Origin of the sequence: Roseateles chitinivorans, from assembly GCF_002761755.1 — a bacterium.
Classification (GTDB): Bacteria; Pseudomonadota; Gammaproteobacteria; order Burkholderiales; family Burkholderiaceae_C; genus Roseateles; species Roseateles chitinivorans.
Window position 1 is genome coordinate 1 of the sequence record NZ_PEOG01000008.1, and the last position, 18,781, is coordinate 18,781.

Annotated in this window: 13 protein-coding genes; 9 read left to right on the forward strand and 4 right to left on the reverse strand. The window is 71.1% G+C overall.

Features of this window, described 5'->3' with window-relative positions; translation table 11 throughout:
• The 4 genes from CS062_RS02995 to CS062_RS03010 form a co-directional block, all read left to right on the forward strand.
• Positions 1–1,151: ABC transporter permease (locus CS062_RS02995; RefSeq protein ID WP_143742236.1), on the forward strand; the 1,151-nt coding region annotated here is incomplete at its 5' end.
• A 134-nt stretch (positions 1,152–1,285) separates the two neighbouring features.
• Complete coding sequence (locus CS062_RS03000; RefSeq protein ID WP_099859985.1) at positions 1,286–1,492, forward strand: hypothetical protein; 207 nt, start codon at positions 1,286–1,288, stop codon at positions 1,490–1,492.
• 166 nt (positions 1,493–1,658) lie between these two features.
• Positions 1,659–2,564 carry an SDR family NAD(P)-dependent oxidoreductase gene (locus CS062_RS03005; RefSeq protein ID WP_099859986.1) on the forward strand — a complete coding sequence of 302 codons (906 nt, stop codon included), beginning with the start codon at positions 1,659–1,661 and terminating at the stop codon, positions 2,562–2,564.
• 61 nt (positions 2,565–2,625) lie between these two features.
• Positions 2,626–3,681: an NAD(P)H-dependent flavin oxidoreductase gene (locus CS062_RS03010; protein WP_099859987.1), complete on the forward strand. Its 1,056-nt coding sequence runs from the start codon at positions 2,626–2,628 to the stop codon at positions 3,679–3,681.
• 24 nt (positions 3,682–3,705) lie between these two features.
• On the opposite strand, the gene CS062_RS03015 is transcribed toward CS062_RS03010, so the two are convergent.
• From CS062_RS03015 to CS062_RS03030, 4 genes are all read right to left on the reverse strand, one after another.
• Entirely contained in the window at positions 3,706–4,683 is a 978-nt protein-coding gene (locus CS062_RS03015; RefSeq protein WP_099859988.1) for an aldo/keto reductase, read from the reverse strand.
• Positions 4,684–4,847: 164 nt separating this feature from the next.
• The gene (rtcA, locus tag CS062_RS03020; protein WP_099859989.1) at positions 4,848–5,903 is read right to left on the reverse strand and encodes an RNA 3'-terminal phosphate cyclase; all 1,056 of its coding nucleotides are present in this window, start codon (positions 5,901–5,903) and stop codon (positions 4,848–4,850) included.
• A gap of 119 nt (positions 5,904–6,022) precedes the next feature.
• The gene (locus CS062_RS03025; RefSeq protein ID WP_143742237.1) at positions 6,023–7,408 is read right to left on the reverse strand and encodes a hypothetical protein; all 1,386 of its coding nucleotides are present in this window, start codon (positions 7,406–7,408) and stop codon (positions 6,023–6,025) included.
• A gap of 54 nt (positions 7,409–7,462) precedes the next feature.
• Positions 7,463–8,677 carry an RtcB family protein gene (locus tag CS062_RS03030; RefSeq protein WP_099859991.1) on the reverse strand — a complete coding sequence of 405 codons (1,215 nt, stop codon included), beginning with the start codon at positions 8,675–8,677 and terminating at the stop codon, positions 7,463–7,465.
• 325 nt (positions 8,678–9,002) lie between these two features.
• Here CS062_RS03030 and rtcR point away from each other — a divergent pair, with 325 nt between their 5' ends.
• From rtcR to CS062_RS03055, 5 genes are all read left to right on the forward strand, one after another.
• The gene (gene rtcR, locus CS062_RS03035; protein ID WP_099859992.1) at positions 9,003–10,625 is read left to right on the forward strand and encodes an RNA repair transcriptional activator RtcR; all 1,623 of its coding nucleotides are present in this window, start codon (positions 9,003–9,005) and stop codon (positions 10,623–10,625) included.
• 167 nt (positions 10,626–10,792) lie between these two features.
• On the forward strand, positions 10,793–13,810 hold the full coding sequence (locus tag CS062_RS03040) for a two-component regulator propeller domain-containing protein (RefSeq protein WP_143742238.1): 3,018 nt from the start codon (positions 10,793–10,795) through the stop codon (positions 13,808–13,810).
• A gap of 204 nt (positions 13,811–14,014) precedes the next feature.
• Positions 14,015–14,251, forward strand: a complete 237-nt coding sequence (locus tag CS062_RS03045; RefSeq protein ID WP_099859994.1) for a hypothetical protein — start codon at positions 14,015–14,017, stop codon at positions 14,249–14,251.
• A gap of 262 nt (positions 14,252–14,513) precedes the next feature.
• A complete protein-coding gene (locus tag CS062_RS27245) occupies positions 14,514–16,058 on the forward strand; it encodes a methyl-accepting chemotaxis protein (protein WP_099859995.1) in 1,545 nt (514 codons plus the stop codon).
• Between the two features lie 73 nt (positions 16,059–16,131).
• Positions 16,132–18,780, forward strand: a complete 2,649-nt coding sequence (locus CS062_RS03055) for a 2-oxoglutarate dehydrogenase E1 component (RefSeq protein WP_099859996.1) — start codon at positions 16,132–16,134, stop codon at positions 18,778–18,780.
• Position 18,781 lies beyond the last annotated feature (1 nt).

Below are 18,781 nucleotides of genomic sequence, written 5' to 3' on the forward strand. Positions count from 1 at the left end.
ATCGCCTGCGCACGCTGCTGACGATGCTGGGGATCATCATCGGCATCGCCTCGGTGGTGTCGGTCGTCGGGCTGGGGCAAGGCACCCGCGAGAAGGTGCTGGCCGACATCAGCGCGATGGGCACCAACACCATCGACGTCATGCCAGGCGAGGGTTTCGGCGACCGGCGGGCCGGTGCGATCCGGACGCTGCGGGCAGGCGACGCCGACGCGCTGGCCCAGCTCGACTACGTGGACAGCGTGACGCCGTCGGTGGGCGTGGCCGCGGGCCTGCGCTATCGCAACGTCGACGTCAGCGCGACCGTCACCGGCGTCGGCGAGCAGTTCTTCCGCGTGCGCGGCTACACGATGGCCCAGGGCCGGGCCTTCGACGCGGCGGCGGTGCGCTCGCGGGCCCAGGACGCGGTGATCGACGAGAACGCGCGCAAGACGCTGTTCCCCAACGGCGAGCCGGCGCTGGGCGAGGTCATCCTGCTGGGCAACGTGCCGGTACGCATCGTCGGCGTCACCGCCAGGAAGGCGAGCGCCTTCGGCAACGACGACGCGATCAATGTCTGGGTGCCCTACACGACGGCGATGAGCCGCATGACCGGCCAGGACTACCTGCGCAGCATCACCGTGCGGGTCAGCGACGCGGTGCCCAACGCGGCGGCGGAGCAGGGCATCCGGACGCTGCTGACGCAGCGCCATGGCGCGACCGACTTCTTCCTGTTCAACACCGACAGCATCCGCCAGACGGTGGAGCAGACGACGGCGACGATCACCCTGCTGATCTCGTCGATCGCGCTGATCTCGCTGCTGGTCGGCGGCATCGGGGTGATGAACATCATGCTGGTGTCGGTGACCGAGCGCACCGGCGAGATCGGCGTGCGCATGGCCGTCGGCGCGCGGCAGAGCGACATCCTGCGCCAGTTCCTGATCGAGGCGGTGCTGGTCTGCCTGATCGGCGGCGGGCTGGGCGTGGCGCTGGCGATCGGGGCGAGCCTGCTGTTCAACCACTTCGCCGCGGCCGCGGGTTTCCGGATGATCGTCTCGATGACGGCGATCGCCGGCGCCTTCGCGGTGTCCTCGCTGATCGGCGTGGTCTTCGGTTTCCTGCCCGCGCGCAGCGCGGCGCGGCTGGATCCGGTGGAGGCGTTGGCGCGACCGTGAGACCGGTTCCCCGGCCTGTCGCGCGGCGGCGCAGTTCGTCCGTCCCGCACGACGGCCTGTCGGTCGCGCCTTGGGCGACGGCGGCGGGTCCCTAGACTGCGCCCGATTCCAACACCTGAGAGGGAAACCCTGTCATGACCGCTTCCGCCATCCGTCCCCTGACCCTGCTGCTGGCCGCCGCGGCCGCCGTGCTCAGCACCGGCTGCGTGATCGCGCCCAACTCGACGGAGGCCAGCACCCAGCGCATGGACGACGTCCGCAGGATGAGCGACCAGGCCACTGCTACCTGCGGCACGGGCAACGTCAAGGAAGTGAACGCCAAGAGCTTCACCTGCAAGTGAGCCGGGGGAAGCCCCCGAACCCCCGACGACGCCCGGGCGCCTTTGGCCCTTTTTGGGCGCCATGGCGCGAGTTGGCCGGGCGTTCGCGCCCTGTCTGCTGACAAGACCGGACACGTGGCCCTTCGAGGGCCGCGTATCGTTTCCGCTCGCAGCAACGGGAGACGACATGAGCACAGGACGGACCGATCGGCCGCTGGCCGGCCGCGTGGCCGTGGTGACCGGCGGGAGCCGGGGCGCCGGCCGGGGCATCGCACTGGAACTGGGCGCCGCCGGCGCGACGGTCTACGTCACCGGCCGCAGCACCCGGGCCGAACCGGCGACGCAGTACGGCCGGATCCAGGCGCTGTCGGGCCTGGACCGCATCCCGGGCAGCGTCGACGACACCGCCGACGAACTCACGGCGCTCGGCGGCCGCGGCATCGCCGCGCGCTGCGATCACACCGACGAGGCGCAGGTGCGGGCGCTGTTCGAGCGCGTGCAGGCGGAGCAGGGCCGGCTGGACCTGCTGGTCAACAACGCCTGGGGCGGGCATGAGGTCTTCAGCGGCGTCTTCGACGCGCCGTTCTGGGAGCGCTCGATGGACGAGTGGGACGCGATGCTGGACCGCGGCGCGCGCAACCACCTGCTGGCGAGCCGCGCCGCGGCGCCGCTGATGATCGCGCGCGGCACCGGCCTGATCGTCACGACCACCTTCTGGGACCGCGACCGCTTCCTCAAGGGCAACCTGATCTATGACCTGGCCAAGGCGACGATGACGCGGCTGGCGGGTGCGATGGCGCAGGACCTGAAGCCGCACGGGGTGGCATCGGTGGCGGTGTCGCCGGGCTGGATGCGCACCGAGTTCGTGCTCGCCGGCCATCGCACCGACGAGGACCACTGGCGCGAGCGGCCCGAGCTGGCGGGCACCGAGTCGCCGCGCTATGTCGGCCGCGCGGTCGTCGCGCTGGCGACGGACCCGGCGGTGATGGCGCGCAGCGGCCGCGTCTGGCGTGTCGGCGATCTGGCCGCCGAGTACGGCTTCACCGACATCGACGGTCGCCGCATTCCGCCCTTCGAGTTGGGCGAGGGCTGACAGGGGGATTGCCCTTGCGCGATCATCGCGGCTCGTTCCGTCGACTCCAGGACCCGCCGCCATGCCCACCTCCAGCGCGCCCTTCGCCCCGTTCTTCCTCGGCACCCGCCTGCCGCTGATCCAGGCGCCGATGGCCGGCGTGCAGGACGCGCGGCTGGCGATCGCGGTCAGCAACGCCGGCGGACTGGGCTCGCTGCCCGCGGCGATGCTGACGCCGGAGGCGCTGCGCCAGGAACTGCAGACGCTGCGCGACGGCACCGACAAGCCGTTCAACGTCAACTTCTTCGCCCATACGCCGCCATCGCCGGACGAGGCCCGCGAGACGCGCTGGCGCGATCGGCTCGGCCCCTACTACGCCGAATTCGGCATCGATGCCGCGCAGATTCCGGCAGGGCCCGGCCGGCAGCCCTTCACCCCGGAGATCGCCGATCTGGTCGAGCCGTTCAAGCCGCCGGTGGTGAGCTTCCATTTCGGTCTGCCGGCGCCGGAGCTGGTCGCGCGCGTGAAGGGATGGGGCAGCCTGGTGCTGGGCAGCGCCACGACCGTCGATGAGGCGCGCTGGCTCGAGGCCCACGGCGTCGACGGCGTGATCGCGCAGGGCTGGGAGGCCGGCGGCCATCGCGGGCATTTCCTCAGCGACGACCTGACGTGCCAGCCCGGCACGATGGCGCTGCTGCCGCAGATCGTGCGCGCGGTGCAGGTGCCGGTCATCGCGGCCGGCGGCATCGCCGATGTCCGCGGCATCCGCGCCGCGCTGGCGCTGGGCGCGTCGGCGGTGCAACTGGGGACCGCCTTCCTGCTGTGCGAGGAGGCCACCACCAGCGCCGTCCATCGCGCGGTGCTGCGCGATCCCGCGCACCACCACACGGCGGTGACCAACCTCTTCACCGGACGTCCGGCGCGCGGCATCGTCAATCGCGTCATGCGCGAGGTCGGTCCGCTGAACGAGGCGGCGCCCCGGTTCCCGCTGGCGACGGCGAGCATCGCGCCACTGCGGGCGAAGGCGGAGGCCCAGGGCAGTGGCGACTTCTCGCCGCTGTGGGCGGGACAGAACTTCGCCTCGCTGCGCGAGATCGGCGCCGCCGCGCTGGTGACCGAGCTCAGCGCGGCTTTCTGAGCGCCCGAGCCCGAGGCGGTCCGATCAAGGCAGCGGCGCGCCGCGGGCCGCTTCGTAGAGCGCGTACCACTCGCCGCGGCTGAGCTGCACGCGCAGCGCATCGCCGCAGGCACGGATGCGCTCGGGATTGGCACTGCCGATGACGGGCTGGATCCGCGCCGGGTGCTTCATCAGCCAGGCGAGCAGGATGCCTTCGGTGCTGACGCCGTGTCGCTGGGCGAGTTCCCGAACCAGGGTGCGCGCCGCTTCATCGGCGGGGTCCTGCGCGGTCTCGCCGCTGAAGCGGCCGCGAGCCAGCGCGCTCCAGGCCTGCAGCTGGATGCCGTGCTGCTGGCAATGTTCCATCGTGCCGGCCCAGGCCAGCGCGCCCGGGCGGGCGCCGGCCTGGCGGTCGTTGAAGCAGGTGGCCGCGTCCAGCGGCTCCAGATGACCCAGGCCCAGCTCCAGCTGGTTGACCACCAGCGGCTGCGCCAGCGCGTGGCCCAGCCAGGCCATCTGGCCGGCATTCATGTTGGACACGCCGAAGTGGGCGACCTTGCCCGCATCGCGCAGCAGCCGGAAGGCCTCGGCGATCTCGTCGGGCTGCATCAGCGGATCGGGGCGATGCAGCAGCAGGATGTCCAGGCGCTCGGTCCCCAGCCGTTTCAGGCTGGCCTCGACCGCCTCGACGATGTAGCCGCCGGACAGGTCGTAGCGCTTGGGGCCGTCGGCATCGGCGAAACGGATGCCGCACTTGCTCTGCAGCACGACGCGCTCGCGCAGCGAGGGCTGACGCTTGAACAGCGCGCCGAAGACCGATTCGGCCTTGCCGAAGGTGTAGATGTCGGCGTGATCGAACAGGGTGACGCCGATGTCCAGCGCGGCCTCGACGCAGGCCTGGGCGTGGTCGACGTCGGCTTCGGTCCAGGGGCGCCGATCCCAGCCGCCGCCCAGGCCCATGCAGCCGTAGGCGAGGCGGCTGGTCATCGGGAGGTGCTGCTGCAGCGGAAGGGCGGGGCTCATTGGGCTCATCGCGGGGACCTGCGTTGTGTCGGAAACGGACATCGCGCCCGGGAGGGCGCGATGCGATGGCGGCGCCTTCGTCGGGCGCGGTGCGGGATTGTGACGCGACGCGCGCTTCGCGTGTCGTCGCGGGTTCATGGGCCGGCGGTGTACCGGCGCCGCGTTCAGGCCACTCCAGGCAGCACGTCTACGCGCCACTGGTTGCCGGCGCGCGAGACTTCGAGCCGCGTGTCGAAGCGCACATCGAGGAAGCGCTCGATGACCGCGAAATTGGTGCGACTGTGCTCGGTCAGCTCGGTGCAGGTGTACGCGGCCGGCTGGCCAGACCCCGCGACGGCCAGGGCCAGTGGCAGCGCGAGCTGGTCCGCCAGATGCGGGCCTGCCGCGCCCGCGGAGGCCTGATAGGCACGCATCTCGGCGAAGGCCTGGCGCGCGACGTCCTCAGCCGACAGACCCCGTTCGCCGAAGGCGACGAAGACCTCGGTCACCAACTCGTGCGCCAGCGTGAGCATCAGCGCGTTGCCCGGTCCCTCGTTCTGACGCGCCGACACGACGCGCAGCTGCTGCACGTCCCAGCCGGTCAGGCGCCCGAGGGCCTCGAGCTCCCGCCCGGGGACACCACGCGGCAGCGCCGGCGCGAGCGCCTCGCCGAAGGCTTCCAGCAACGCGCCGCGCTCCAGCAGGTCGAAGGGGCGCAGGCCGCCGTCGGCGGGCGTGATCACGGCTTCGATCTCGCCACCGCCGGCGGGGAAGAAGCCATGGCGGCGCAGCATCAGGTCCAGCTGCGCGCCGGTGCGCCGCACCATCGGCGCGAAGCTGCGCTGCAGGAAGTGGAAGGGCGGCGCCATCGGGTTGTGCGTGCCGCCGGACAGATGCAGGCGGCTCTGACCGTCGGCCAGCATCAACGGCGGCAGCACGGTCTGCAGGACCAGCGTGCAGCTGCCGGCGGTGCCCACGGCGAAGCGGTAGTCGCCCGCATGGACGCGGCCGGGGCGGAACTCGAGCGTCTGCGCGCCGAGTTCGGCGCCGACGACAGTCGCGCCGCACACCTCCTGCGCCGCCAGCACGCAGGTCAGGTGCTGGCGCATCAGGCCGGGCTTGGGCCGCTTGGCGCGGATGCGGTCGATGCGCAGCGGCGTGCCGGTGCACATGGACAGCGCCAGCGCCGTGCGCAGGATCTGCCCGCCGCCTTCGCCGTGCGCGCCATCCAGTTCAATCATGTTCTCCTCGTCGTCATCATCTTTCCGGACACCCCAGGGCGCCCTGGTCCTTGTTGCTCTCGTGTTCTCGTTGTTCCTGTCGAGGTCGCGCGCATCGCCGCCGGTGCGGCACGTACGGCTCAACGCGGCGCGGGCAGCAGGCCGATGCCGCTCAGCTCGAAGTCCATCCGGCGCCGCAGCCGCCGCGGCATGGCATCCGCGCTGGCCGCCCACAGCGAGCGCAGTTCGGAGGCTTGCGGCTCGGGCGGCGGCATGACGCCGCGCCGTGTCAGGTCCATCCATCGCTCCAGCGCCAGGGGCAGGCGCTCGTGGTACACGCCGGGCGGGATCGTCCCCAGGAGCTTCAGCAAGGCCGCGAACTGCACCCAGATGCCCCAATGCCGCTGGATGCGGAGTCCCCGCTGGAAGGCACTCGGCGTGCCGTGATGCAGCATCACTGGCCACAGCACCTCAGGCGCGGGCGCGTCGGCGCCGTTCTCCACCGCAGCCACGGCCACCCGCTGGACCGTCGTCGACGGATCCTGCAGCGCGCGCAGCAGCCAGGCATCTTTCGCGGCGCCCTTGGCGAAGCCGATCAGATGCTGCAGCGCGATCGCGCGCAAGGCCGCGCGCGGACGGTCTGCTCCGATGCGCGACATCAACTGCTCGGCGCGCGCGAGCGTCCCGTCGTGGTCGATGGCGGCCATGAAGTGGAAGGCCGGTACGGCGCCGCGCGGCGCGCGCGATGGATCCTGCAGTTGGGTCAACGCGAGGTCGCTGACGACCTCGGTGCCGCCGGACTTGCGCAGTTGTGCCAGTGCGACGGCGCGGACGCCTGGGTTGCCGTCAAGCGCGAATCGGATGGCCATCGCCGCGCCGACGTCCGACGCGGCGTCGCACAGACGGCGAAGCGCGTGCGCGCGCACCAGGCCGTGGGGGCTGTCGAGCGCCTTGAGCCAGAGGGCAGTCCGCGCAGCAGGCCCGTCCAGGCTGTCAATGTTCCGGACAGCCCACAGCGCGTCGACAATGTCGGCGCCATCCACGCGCAGCGAGAGCATCGCCTGGCGCGTGGCGGTGTCCGCCGCGTTCCATTCGAGCGTGGTGAGCCAGCGCAGGACCAGCGGCTCCCGCATGGCCGCAGCTTGTCGATGCGCGAGCAGGACGCGCACGCGATGCGGTTGGCTGAGGAAATCGCCGATCGCCGACAGCATGGGTCCGTGATCGGCACGCCGTGCGCGCAGCAGATGAGCCAGCCCTGGCAACGCCGCGGGCCATGCGGCCAGCAACGCATCGTCCAGATAGACATGGATCGCCTCGCGCGCCGCGGCGCGCACCTGCGGCACCCAGTCATTGAGCCGCTTCATCAGACCGGGTAGGGCCTCCGGCGCGCGCAGTCGCATCAGCGCGCGAGTCGCTTCCTCACGCTCGAAGCCGCTCGGCGCGTCGAGGTGGGTCATCCAGGCAGAGGCGTCCCAGGTGTCGGCGGGCCTCTCCCTCAGCGTTTGGTACCAGTGCTTCCAGTTCATCGTGTTCTCCTGGACGGTCCGGCACGCGCGGTGGAAGCCGCCCATGCCGTCCGTTCACCCCTTCACGCACACCACCTGCTTCAGCGTGTGCACCACCTCCACCAGGTCTTGCTGGGCCGCCATGACCGCGTCGATGTCCTTGTAGGCCATCGGGATCTCGTCGATGACGTCCTTGTCCTTGCGGCACTCGACGCCCTCGGTGGCGGCGCGCTGGTCCTTCAGCGTGAAGCGGCGCTTGGCCTCGGTGCGGCTCATCGTGCGGCCGGCGCCGTGGGAGCAGCTTTCGAAGCTCTCCGCATTGCCCTTGCCGCGCACGATGTAGCTGCGCGCGCCCATGCTGCCGGGGATGATCCCCATCTGGCCCTTCTTCGCGCTCACCGCGCCCTTGCGGGTCACGAACACGTCCTGGCCGAAGTGGGTCTCCTTCTGCACGTAGTTGTGGTGGCAGTTGACCGCCTCGATGTGGCTCTCGAAACGCTTGCCGATCACCTTCTTCGCGGCCGCGATGACGCGGCGCATCATGACCTCGCGATTGGTCTCGGCGAACTTCTGCGCCCAGCTCACCGCGCGCACGTAGTCGCCGAAGTACTTCGCGCCTTCCTCGAAGTAGGCGAGGTTCACATCCGGCAGGTTGGCCTGATGCTGCATCGCGTCCTTCTTCGCCAGTTCGATGAACATCGTCCCGATCGCGTTGCCCACGCCGCGCGAGCCCGAGTGCAGCATGAACCAGACGAAGCCCAGCTCGTCGAGGCAGACCTCGATGAAGTGGTTGCCGGTGCCCAGCGTGCCCAGGTGCTTGTGGTTGTTGGTGTTCCTGAGCTTGGGATAGTCGCGGCACAACTCGGCGAATTCGGGCGCGAGGTCCGCCCAGGCGTCGTCGACCATGTCGGGCGGGTTCTCCCACGCGCCCTGGTCGCGACCCTTGGGATTGCGGCCGTGCGGCACGGCGGCTTCGATCGCCGAGCGCAGGGGCGCCAGGTTGTCGGGCAGGTCCTCGGCGCGCAGCGTCGTCTTGCAGGCCATCATCCCGCAGCCGATGTCGACGCCGACCGCGGCCGGGATGATGGCCTTCAGCGTCGGAATCACCGAGCCCACCGTCGCGCCGATGCCCAGGTGCACGTCGGGCATCGCCGCGATGTGCTTGAAGACGACCGGGAGCCTGGCCGCGTTGGCCAGCTGCTGGCGGGCCTCGTCCTCGACAGGCACGCCCTGCGTCCACATCTTCACCGGCACGCCGCCGGCGACTTCCATCTCGTTGTAGTTCTTCATGCTGCTCTCCTTGAGCCGGCCCAGGCCAGGCTCCTTGCGTTCTCTTCGGTGATCGATTCTCACGGCGGTCTTTTTCGAGCCCCGCCACGGCTCCCCGGGGGCGGCACACAGGCGCCGCACCTTCTTCATTGCAACGCCTGTGCCAGGTCTTGCCACGCAGCGTTTCAGAGCGATGCAAGCCATTGAATGAAAAGGAAAATTCCCTTCTTGACGCGGTCCTGCTGCCGGCCTGCATTCATCCGATGAGCCGGCGTGATTTAGATATTTGGATAAACGGATATCCGAAAAGATAGTGCGAGGTCAGGTCGCGACTACACTTCGTCGCATGGCCAAGAAGCATGTGGTGATCGGGTACATCGGCTCGCAACTGGATGGCGGGCTAGGGGCGGGACGGTGGGAAAAGTGGCGGCCGACCATCTCGCTGGTGGCGCAGCCGGACGTGGTGGTGCATCGGCTGGAGCTCTTCCACGCCCCCCAGCATCTGTCCCTGGCGCGGCTGCTCAGCGAGGACATCGCCAAGCTCTCGCCCGAGACCGAAGTGCGCCTGATCCCGATGCCGCTGGACGACCCGTGGGATTTCGGCGAGGTCTACGCGACGCTCTATGACTGGGTGCGCGGCTACCGCTTCGACACCACGCGCGAGGAGTACTGGGCGCACATCACCACCGGCACGCATGTGGCGCAGATCTGCCTGTTCCTGATGGTCGAGGCCCGCTTCATCCCCGGCGTGCTGCTGCAGACCTCGCCGCCGCGCAAGCAGCGCGAGGGCGAAATGGGCTCGATGACGCTGATCGACCTGGACCTCTCCCGCTACGACCGCATCGCGCAGCGCTTCCAGGCCGAGCAGCATGATGCCGTCGCCTTCCTCAAGAGCGGCATCGCCACCCGCAACGCCCGCTTCAACCAGCTGATCGAGGAGATTGAGCGCGTGGCGATGCAGTCGCGGGCGCCGATGCTGCTGGCGGGGCCGACCGGCGCTGGCAAGTCCTTCCTCGCGCGGCGGATGTACGAACTCAAACAGTCGCGGCATCAGCTCGAAGGGCCCTTCGTCGAGGTCAACTGCGCGACGCTGCGTGGCGACGGCGCGGCGTCGACGCTGTTCGGCCACAAGAAGGGTTCCTTCACCGGCGCGATGGCCGACCGCGCCGGGCTGCTGCGCACCGCCGACGGCGGGCTGCTGTTCCTGGACGAGATCGGCGAGCTGGGCCTGGACGAGCAGGCCATGCTGCTCAAGGCGATCGAGGAGAAGCGCTTCCTGCCCGTGGGCGCGGATCGCGAGGTGGCAAGCGATTTCCAGCTGATTGCCGGCACCAACCGCGACCTGCGGGCCGAAGTGGCCGCCGGGCGCTTCCGCGACGACCTATTCGCGCGGATCAATCTGTGGACCTACAGCCTGCCCGGCCTGCGCGACCGGCCCGAGGACCTCGAGCCTCATGTCGATCACCTGGTGCAGCAGATCGGCCGGGAAAGCGGCCGCGCGGTGCGCTTCAACGCGGAGGCGAAGGCGCGGTACCTCGGCTTCGCGCAATCGCCGCAGGCGCCGTGGAGCGGCAATTTCCGCGACCTGTCCGCCTCGGTGACCCGCCTGGTGACGCTGGCCGAGGGCGGGCGCATCGGGTTGCCGCTGGTGGAGGCCGAGATCCAGCGGCTCGAGTGGCTGTGGGAACGGGAAGGCGGTGTGGCGCGCGGCAGCACGGAGAGCGCGGGAGAAGCGCTGCTGGCGGCGCTGTTCGATGCGGACCGGCTGACGGCGATGGACCTGTTCGACCGCCTGCAGCTCAGCGCCGTCCTGGGCGTGTGCGCGTCGTCGTCGTCGCTGTCCGAGGCCGGGCGGCAGTTGTTCCAGGCCAGCCGCCAGGCCCGCAGCGTGGTGAACGACGCCGACCGGTTGCGCAAGTACTTGCTGAAGTTCGGGCTGTCGTGGGACCGTATCGTGGCCGCGCGATGAGCATGGCCGCCGCAGCGGCCCGGGTGCTCACCTGGCGCCCGGCACGGCTTCACACAAACCGCGCGGTGCCGCACGCGCCGGCGCGGTGGAAACGCCAGTAACAGTCACAATCGGCGATTCCGCCCATGACATCCGACCGGTCCGCCCCCACCGTCCCCGCCGATTCCGTGCCGTCCGCGTCTCTGCGACGCGCGGTCGCGGCGGTGGCGCTGCTGTTGGCTGCCGCGCTTGCCCCGGCGGCTGCGGCGCCGGTCGCGGCAGCGAGCGCGGCGAGCCATCCGGCTGCCGCCGCCAGCGCGATCGTCCCCGGCGACCTGGCGGATCCGGTCCGCGAGGTCAGCCAATACAAGATCGATCTCTGGCAGACCGAGCAGGGCCTGCCGCTCAACACGGTCCAGGCGTTGCTGCAATCGCGTGACGGCGGCCTGTGGATCGGTACCGCCGGCGGGCTGGCCCGTTTCGACGGCAAGCGCTTCGTCAGCTTCGATGCCGCGCAGGCACCGGACGTCGCCTCGCAGCCGGTCTTCGCGCTGCTGGAGGACCGCCAGGGCCGGTTGTGGATCGGGCATCCCGGTGGCGTCGCCGTCTATGCGCAGGGACGCTTCAGCGCGGCGATCTCCAAGACGCAGGCGGGCGGCCGACGGATCTGGTCGCTTGCCGAAGACCCGTCCGGCGCGATCTGGGCCGCGGGCGACGGCGCGCTGGTCCGCTGGAAGGACGGCGTGGTCAAGACCTTCGGTGCCGCCGACGGCCTGCCCGCCGCGCGGCTGCGCACCGTCGCCTTCGATCGCGCCGGCACGCTCTGGATCGCGACCACCGGCGCCGGCCTGTTCGCGATGACACCGGACGGCAAGTTCCACGTCTTCGACGCGTCGACCGGTTTCCCGCATCCGCAGGTGCGCTTCGTGTTGCCGGATCCGGCCGGCGGCATCTGGGCCGCGACCGCCGGCGGCGGGCTGGTGCGCCTGCAGGCGGTCGATCGGCCGGACATGCGTGTCTACACCACCGCCGACGGCCTGCCCAGCGACCACCTCACCGCGCTCGCCCGCGACCTCCGCGGCGACTTGTGGATCGGCAGCTGGGGGGCCGGCGTCAGTCGCTTCCACGACGGGCGCTTCAGCACCATCTCCGCGGGGCCGGGCCCGGCCGGCGGCCTCGCCGGTGCCCAGATCTGGTCGCTGATGGCGGATCGCGAGGGCAGCCTCTGGGTCGGCACCTGGGTCGACGGCCTGAACCGGTTGCGCAACCGGGCCTTCACCCCGATCGGCACGCCCGAGGGGTTGAGCCACGACAACGTCCGTTCCGTCGTCGCCGCGCGCGACGGCGCGATCTGGGCCGCGACCGCCGGCGGCGGCATCAACCGCCTGCAGGGCGGCCGCATCACGACGCTGCGCCAGGCCGACGGCCTGCCGTCCGACGAGGTCTCGACGATGCACGAGGCGCGCGACGGCACGCTGTGGATCGGCACCTACACCGCCGGCGTCGCGCGACGGCTGCCCGATGGCCGGATCGAGCGCTTCGGCCCGGACAGCGGCCTGCCCGGCGTCGAGGTGCGTGCCGTCTACGAGGACCGCGACGGCACCGTGTGGGTCGGCACCCGCTCGGCGCTGGCCCGCTTCAATGGCCGCGGCTTCGAGCAGATCCGCGCTCGCGGGCTGCCCGACGAGGGCGTCGCCGCGATCCTGCAGGACCGCGCCGGCACGCTGTGGTTCGGCACCACCGGCCAGGGGCTGGTGCGCTGGCGCGACGGCCAGGCCCGGCACTTCAGCACCGCCGACGGCCTGCTGTCCGACTGGGTCATCGCGCTCAAGGAGGACGCCAGCGGCGCGCTCTGGATCGGCACGAACGGCGAGGGCATCAATCGCCTCAAGGACGGGAAGATCGGCGCGGTCCGTCCGGCCGACGGCCTCTGGGACGGGCTGGCGCAGGTCCTGCTCGAGGACCGCGCGGGCTACTTCTGGATCACCTGCAACCGCGGCTTCTACCGCGTCGCGCGCGACGACCTGGACGGCCTGATCGACGGCCGGCTCAAGCAGGTCCGCTCGGTCGGCTTCGGCCCGGGCGACGCACTGCGCGCGACCAGCTTCGCCGGCAACCTGCAGGCCGCCGGCGCGATCGACGCGGCGGGACGCGCCTGGCTGCCGTCGTCCTCGGGCCTGGTCGTCGTCGATCCGGAGCGCCTGCCCGGCGGCGGCACGCCGCCGGCGGTGCGCATCGAGCAGATCAAGGTCGACGGCGTGCCGATGCCGCTGGACGGCCGACCGCTGGACCTGCCGCCCGGCCCGGTGGCGCTGTCGGTCAGCCTGGCGGCCTCCACGCTGCGCGAAGCCGACCGGGTGCGCTTCCGCTTCTGGATGGAAGGCCTGTCGCGCGGCTGGACCGACGTGGGCCAGGATCGCGAGCTGACCTTCCCCGCGCTGTCGCACGGTGAATACCGGCTGCGGCTGGCTGCCTCCGCCGACGGCCAGCGCTGGCGCGAGGCGGAGCGGCCGCTGCCCGTCACCGTGCGGCCGCGCTTCCACGAAACCGGCTGGTTCCACCTGCTGGTGGGCCTGGCGGCGATCGGCGGCTTCGCCGGCGCCGTGATGCTGCGGATGCGCCAGCTGCGCCGGCGCCAGGTCGAGATGGAACGCCTGGTGGCCCAGCGCACCGAGGAACTGCGCCAGGCCAATGAGCATCTGAAGCAGCTGTCTTTCCTCGACGCCGTCACCGGCCTGCCCAACCGCCGCCGCTTCAACGAGGCGGCCGAGGAGGAATGGCGCCGCGCGCGCCGCGCCCGCACTTCCCTGGCGCTGGTGCTGGCGGACGTCGATGCCTTCAAGCGCTACAACGACCAGCTGGGCCACCTCAAGGGCGACGAATGCCTGGCAGCGGTCGGCGCCGTGCTGGGGGCCTCGATCGGGCGCGCGGGCGACCTCGCGGCGCGCTACGGCGGCGAGGAGTTCGTCGTGCTCCTGCCCGGCGCCGACCGCGACGCCGCGCATCGGGTGGCCGAGCACATCCGCGCCGGCATCGAGTCGCTGGCGATCGCGCATCCGGCCTCGCCGGTGGGGCCGGTGATCACCGTCAGCCTGGGCGTCGCCGCCTGCGTGCCCGATGACGAGCGCGGACTGGAGAGCCTCATCGCCGAGGCCGACGACGCGCTCTACGCCGCCAAGCGCGACGGGCGGAACCGGGTGCGCTGAGGCGGCGCGGCACGCTCCGCGAGATGCGCTGGCGGCCGGACCTCCTCTGCCAAGGGGATGCGGGCCCGGTCGACCGCAAGGATTTCATTCCCGGGAAGCGAGCAAGGGTGTACAACCACGGACACCGCGTCACCCGAGTCCGTGCGCGCCTCCCTTCGCGCCCGTCGACCCGGCATTCCAGCGTCCGTCCGACCGTTGCCGACCATGACGACCACGCATTCCGTCCGCCAGCACAGGGGCCGCACCTATGTTCTCGATGCGCTCGGGCAGGGAGCCGGGCCGTGGCGGGGACGCTTCGTCGTCAAGGGCGAGGAGGACGGACGGCCAGGCGTCACCGCCTGGCATGAGCTGGAGGACGAGTTTCCGTCGCCCGACGAGGCCGTGGCCCATGCCGATCGCGTGGCCTGCCAGTACATCGCCACCTTTGCGGAACAAGCGTGAGCAAACACGCGAGTCGCCCGCTCCGCCAAGCCGCATGCCCGGCCTCGGCGCCGCGCGTCCGAAGGCTCTGGCGCGGACACGCGCGTCGCGCCGGCCCTTCCTGAGGATGCGGCGCGCGCAATGACGCGGGCCACGGGTCCGTGGGCATGAGGCTTGCCCACGCCGCTCCGCCCATGGGTCCGGTGCCGGTCCATCCGGCCGCTTGCCGGCCTGCGCATTGCCCCGTCCAGGACTCACCGTGGGCTTTCAGGGAGAAAAGAACATGCCGACGTTGTCCAACTTCAAGATCGGCACGCGCCTGGCCGCCGCGTTCGCGATCGTGATCGCCTTGCTGCTGCTGGTGCTGGCCGTCGCCGTTTCGGTGCTCAATCGCACCAGCGGCACGATGGATCGGGTGGTCGATGACCGTTACGCCCAGATCGCCGTGAGCGACGACATCAAGAATGTCGGCGACCGCGGCGTGATCGTGATCGGCCGGCTGCTGATGGCCACCGACGCCGCGCAGGCCAAGCGCTACATGGACGAGTACGCCCTCGTCCGCGCCGCCAACACCGAGAACTTCGCGCGCTTCGAGAAGATGCTGAACACCGACGAGGCGAAGGCGATCTTCGCCGAGCAGTCGGAGGCCCGCAAAGCCTACGGGGCGGCGGTGCGCAAGCTCTTCGACCTGGTCGCGGCGGGCCAGCGCGAGGAGGCCATGGCCGTCTACCAGGGCGACATGGCGCAGTTGCAGGTGCGCTACTACGCGCTGATCGACAAGATGGTCGATTACCAGGCCAAGGCCATGGCCGACGACGTCGCCCGGGCCAAGGCGGATGCGCAGCGCTCCAAGATGTGGATGGGCGTGGTGGCCGCTGTCGCCGTGCTGCTGGGCGTGGGCACCGCGTACAGCATCACGCGCTCGATCACGCAGCGCATCCATGGCGCCATCGCGCTGGCGGAGGACGTCGCCAAGGGCGACCTCACGCTGCGTCCGCTGCCCCAGAGCAGCGACGAGATCGGCCGGCTGATCGCCGCGCTGCAGCACATGGTGCGCAGCCTGCACCGGATCGTCTCCGAGGTGCGCCAGGGCGCGGACACGATCTCGGCCGCCGCTCGCGAAGTGGCGCAGGGCAATGCCGACCTGTCGGCGCGCACCGAGGCGCAGGCCAGCGCGCTGCAGCAGACCGCTTCCGCGATGGAGCAGCTCACCGCCGCGGTGCGCATGAGCGCCGACAACGCGGACCAGGCCAATGCCAGCGCCGCGTCCGCGTCGCAGGTGGCCAGCGCGGGCGGCAAGGCGGTCGGCGAGGTGGTCGCGACGATGAGCTCGATCTCCGCCTCCTCGCAGCGCATCGGCGAGATCATCGGCACGATCGACGGCATCGCCTTCCAGACCAACATCCTGGCCCTGAACGCCGCGGTGGAGGCGGCCCGGGCCGGCGAGCACGGGCGCGGCTTCGCGGTCGTCGCCTCGGAGGTCCGCGCCCTGGCGCAGCGCTCGGCCAGCGCCGCGCGGGAGATCAAGGACCTGATCGTCGCGTCCAGCGAGCAGGTCGGCGCCGGCAGCCGGTTGGTCGAGCAGGCGGGCGCCACGATGAACCAGGTCGTCTCCGGCATCCAGCAGGTCAGCGGCGTCGTCGCCGAGATCAGCGCATCGAGCCGGGAGCAGAGCATGGGCATCGAGCAGGTCAACATGGCCATCATGCAGATGGACGACACCACGCAGAAGAACGCGGCGATGGTCGAGCAGAGCACCGCCTCGGCCAAGGCGCTGGAGGACGAGGCCGCCCATCTGAACAACGCGGTCCGCGCCTTCGTGCTGTAGCGCTGGCGCGCCCCGTGCCCGCGGCACTGTCATCGCCGCGCCGTCTTCGTCGACTCACCAGGGAGCGACTCGCATGAACGACAGGATCCAGGAGGGCGCGGCGGCGCCCGCATCCATTTCCGCCTCGCCATCCGCCTCGGCGGGCACCCGCTGGCGGCCCGAGGTGCTGGCCTTCATCGAGGCGCACCGTCGTGACGGTCACCGCAGCGCGCGGCTCGACCCGCTGGGCCTGTCGCGGCCCGCCGACCCGGGGCTGCTCGATCCGCAGTGCTTCGGCCTGCAGCCGGGCGAGTGGCTGTCGCCGGCCGGCGCACCGCTGTGGAGCGCACGCACCGTCGGCGACCTGGACCGCGCGCTCAAGGCGATCTACTGCGGCGGGCTGGCCCTGGACGCGAGCGCGGTGCGCGATGCATCTCGGCGCGACTGGCTGTACCACGAGATGGAGGCTTCGCCGCCGGTGCCGGGCGGCGCGGCCGAGCGGCTCGCGCTGCTCGACCGGCTGATCCGCGCGCAGGGCTGGGAGGAGCATGTCGCCCAGGCCTTCCCGCATGCGAAGCGCTTCTCGCTGGAAGGCAACGAGACGCTGATCCCGTTGCTGGACGCGCTCTGCGCCGAGGCGGCCGGCCACGGCGTGCGGCGGATCTTCCTCGGCATGCCGCACCGCGGGCGGGTCAACGTGCTGGTCAACCTAATGGGCTTCCCGCCGGCGCGGGTGCTCGACCACTTCGACCCGAAGTCGCCGCATCCGGAACGCCATACCGACCTGGTCTATCACCTGGGCGGCGAACGCGAACTGGACACGCCGCGCGGCCGCCTGACGCTGACGCTGGCGCACAACCCGTCCCATCTGCAGAGCGTGCATCCGGTGCTGACCGGTCTGGCGCGCGCCTGCCAGGATGCGCTGAGCCGCGAGCGCGCCGACCAGGATGGCCGGCGCCTGGTGCTGCCGCTGATGCTGCATGGCGACGCCGCGTTCGTGGGGCAGGGCGTGGTGATGGAGACGCTGATGCTGGGCGGCAAGCCGGGCTACACCGTCGGCGGCACGGTGCATGTGATCATCAACAACCAGGTCGGCTTCACCGAGCCCAACCCGATGAGCGCCTGGCCCGCGCAGTACTGCACCGACGTCACCCGCATGATCGACGCGCCGGTCCTGCGCGTGAACGCGGATGAGCCCGAGCAGGCGCTGCGTGCCGCCGCGATCGCGATGGCCTGGCGCGCGCGCTTCGGCTCCGACATCGTCATCGACCTGATCGGCTACCGCCGGCTCGGCCATTCGGAGAGCGACGTGCCGGCGCTGACGCGGCCTCGCATCCATGCGCTGATGCAGTCGCATCCGACCATCGTCGACCGCTATGCCGCCGCGCTGCGCGCGGACCGCGTCGTGCCGCCGGATACCGACATGGCCTCGCATGTGACGCACAGCCGGGTGCGGGCCCACCAGGCGTTCTCCGATCCCGCGCTGCCGGCGGAGGACGAGACGCCGTCGCCGCTGCGGCGGCCCGGCACGGTGCCGGCCATCGACGCGGCCGGCGTGCAGGCGCTGATCGACCCGATGACGCGGCTGCCCGACGGCTTCGAGCCGCATGCGATGGTGCGCACGCTGGTCGACCACTGGCGGCGGATGGCGGGCCTAGCCGAGCCGCCGCTGCGCGCCGACTGGTGCTTCGCCGAGAACCTCGCCTACGCCACCATCCTGCAGGGCGGGTTGAACGTGCGGATCTCCGGCATGGACGTGCGCCGGGGCACCTTCCTGCACCGCCAGGCGGTCTGGACCTCGCAGGACGGGGGCAGTCCGGGCGAGGGCGCCGTGGCGGCGGAGTTCGTGCCGCTGCGCCAGGTGGCGGCCGGCGACGGCCGCAGCGGCCGCTTCGACATCCACAACTCGCCGCTGTCCGAGGAGGCGGTGCTCGGCTTCGAATACGGCTACAGCGTCGGCGCGGGGCGCACGCTGACGATCTGGGAGGCGCAGTTCGGCGACTTCGTCAACGGGGCGCAGGTCTTCGTCGACCAGTACATCAGCTCGGGCGAGGAGAAATGGGGCGATACCTCCTCGCTGGCGGTGTTGCTGCCGCACGGCAACGAAGGCATCGGGCCGGACCACTCGAGCGGTTACCTGAGCCGCTTCCTGCAACTCTGCGGCGAGGACAACCTGCGCGTGGCCTGCCCGTCGACCGCGGCGCAATGGTTCCATCTGCTGCGCCGGCAGGCCTTCGACACGCTGCGCAAGCCGCTGATCGTGATGTCGCCCAAGGGCACGCTCTATTGGGAGAAAGACTCGCACGCCGAGATTGGCGAGCTGACCGGAGGGAGCTTCCAGACGGTCATCGACGACACGACGGTCGAGGACCCGCGCCAGGTCGAGCGCCTGCTGCTGTGCAGCGGCAAGGTGTATTACGACCTGGACCGCGGGCGGCGGTCGGTCGCCCGGGCGGACCTGGCGCTGGCGCGGATCGAGCAGTTCTATCCGTTCCCGGAGGAGGCGCTGGCGACCTTGCTGGCGCGTTATCCGTCGCTGGTGGAGATCACCTGGGTGCAGGAGGAGCACCGCCAGCAGGGCGCGTGGTCCTTCATCCGCGAGCAGATGGACGAGCTGCTGCCGTCGCACGTCCGTCTGCGCTGCGTCGCGCGTCGGCCGAACGGCTCGGGCGCGACTTCATCGCACGCCATCCATCAACTGGAGCAGGTCGAGCTGGTCGCCCGCGCGCTGGGCGAGGCGTAGC

Bases quoted from the DNA above. Each gene is read 5' to 3' on its own strand.
- CS062_RS03015 (WP_099859988.1), bottom strand. From the start codon at position 4,683: ATGAGCCCCGCCCTTCCGCTGCAGCAGCACCTCCCGATGACCAGCCGC.
- CS062_RS03045 (WP_099859994.1), top strand. From the start codon at position 14,015: ATGACGACCACGCATTCCGTCCGCCAGCACAGGGGCCGCACCTATGTT.
- CS062_RS03055 (WP_099859996.1), top strand. From the start codon at position 16,132: ATGAACGACAGGATCCAGGAGGGCGCGGCGGCGCCCGCATCCATTTCC.
- CS062_RS03010 (WP_099859987.1), top strand. From the start codon at position 2,626: ATGCCCACCTCCAGCGCGCCCTTCGCCCCGTTCTTCCTCGGCACCCGC.
- CS062_RS03025 (WP_143742237.1), bottom strand. From the start codon at position 7,408: ATGAACTGGAAGCACTGGTACCAAACGCTGAGGGAGAGGCCCGCCGAC.
- CS062_RS03005 (WP_099859986.1), top strand. From the start codon at position 1,659: ATGAGCACAGGACGGACCGATCGGCCGCTGGCCGGCCGCGTGGCCGTG.
- CS062_RS27245 (WP_099859995.1), top strand. From the start codon at position 14,514: ATGCCGACGTTGTCCAACTTCAAGATCGGCACGCGCCTGGCCGCCGCG.
- rtcA (WP_099859989.1), bottom strand. From the start codon at position 5,903: ATGATTGAACTGGATGGCGCGCACGGCGAAGGCGGCGGGCAGATCCTG.
- CS062_RS03000 (WP_099859985.1), top strand. From the start codon at position 1,286: ATGACCGCTTCCGCCATCCGTCCCCTGACCCTGCTGCTGGCCGCCGCG.
- CS062_RS03030 (WP_099859991.1), bottom strand. From the start codon at position 8,677: ATGAAGAACTACAACGAGATGGAAGTCGCCGGCGGCGTGCCGGTGAAG.
- rtcR (WP_099859992.1), top strand. From the start codon at position 9,003: ATGGCCAAGAAGCATGTGGTGATCGGGTACATCGGCTCGCAACTGGAT.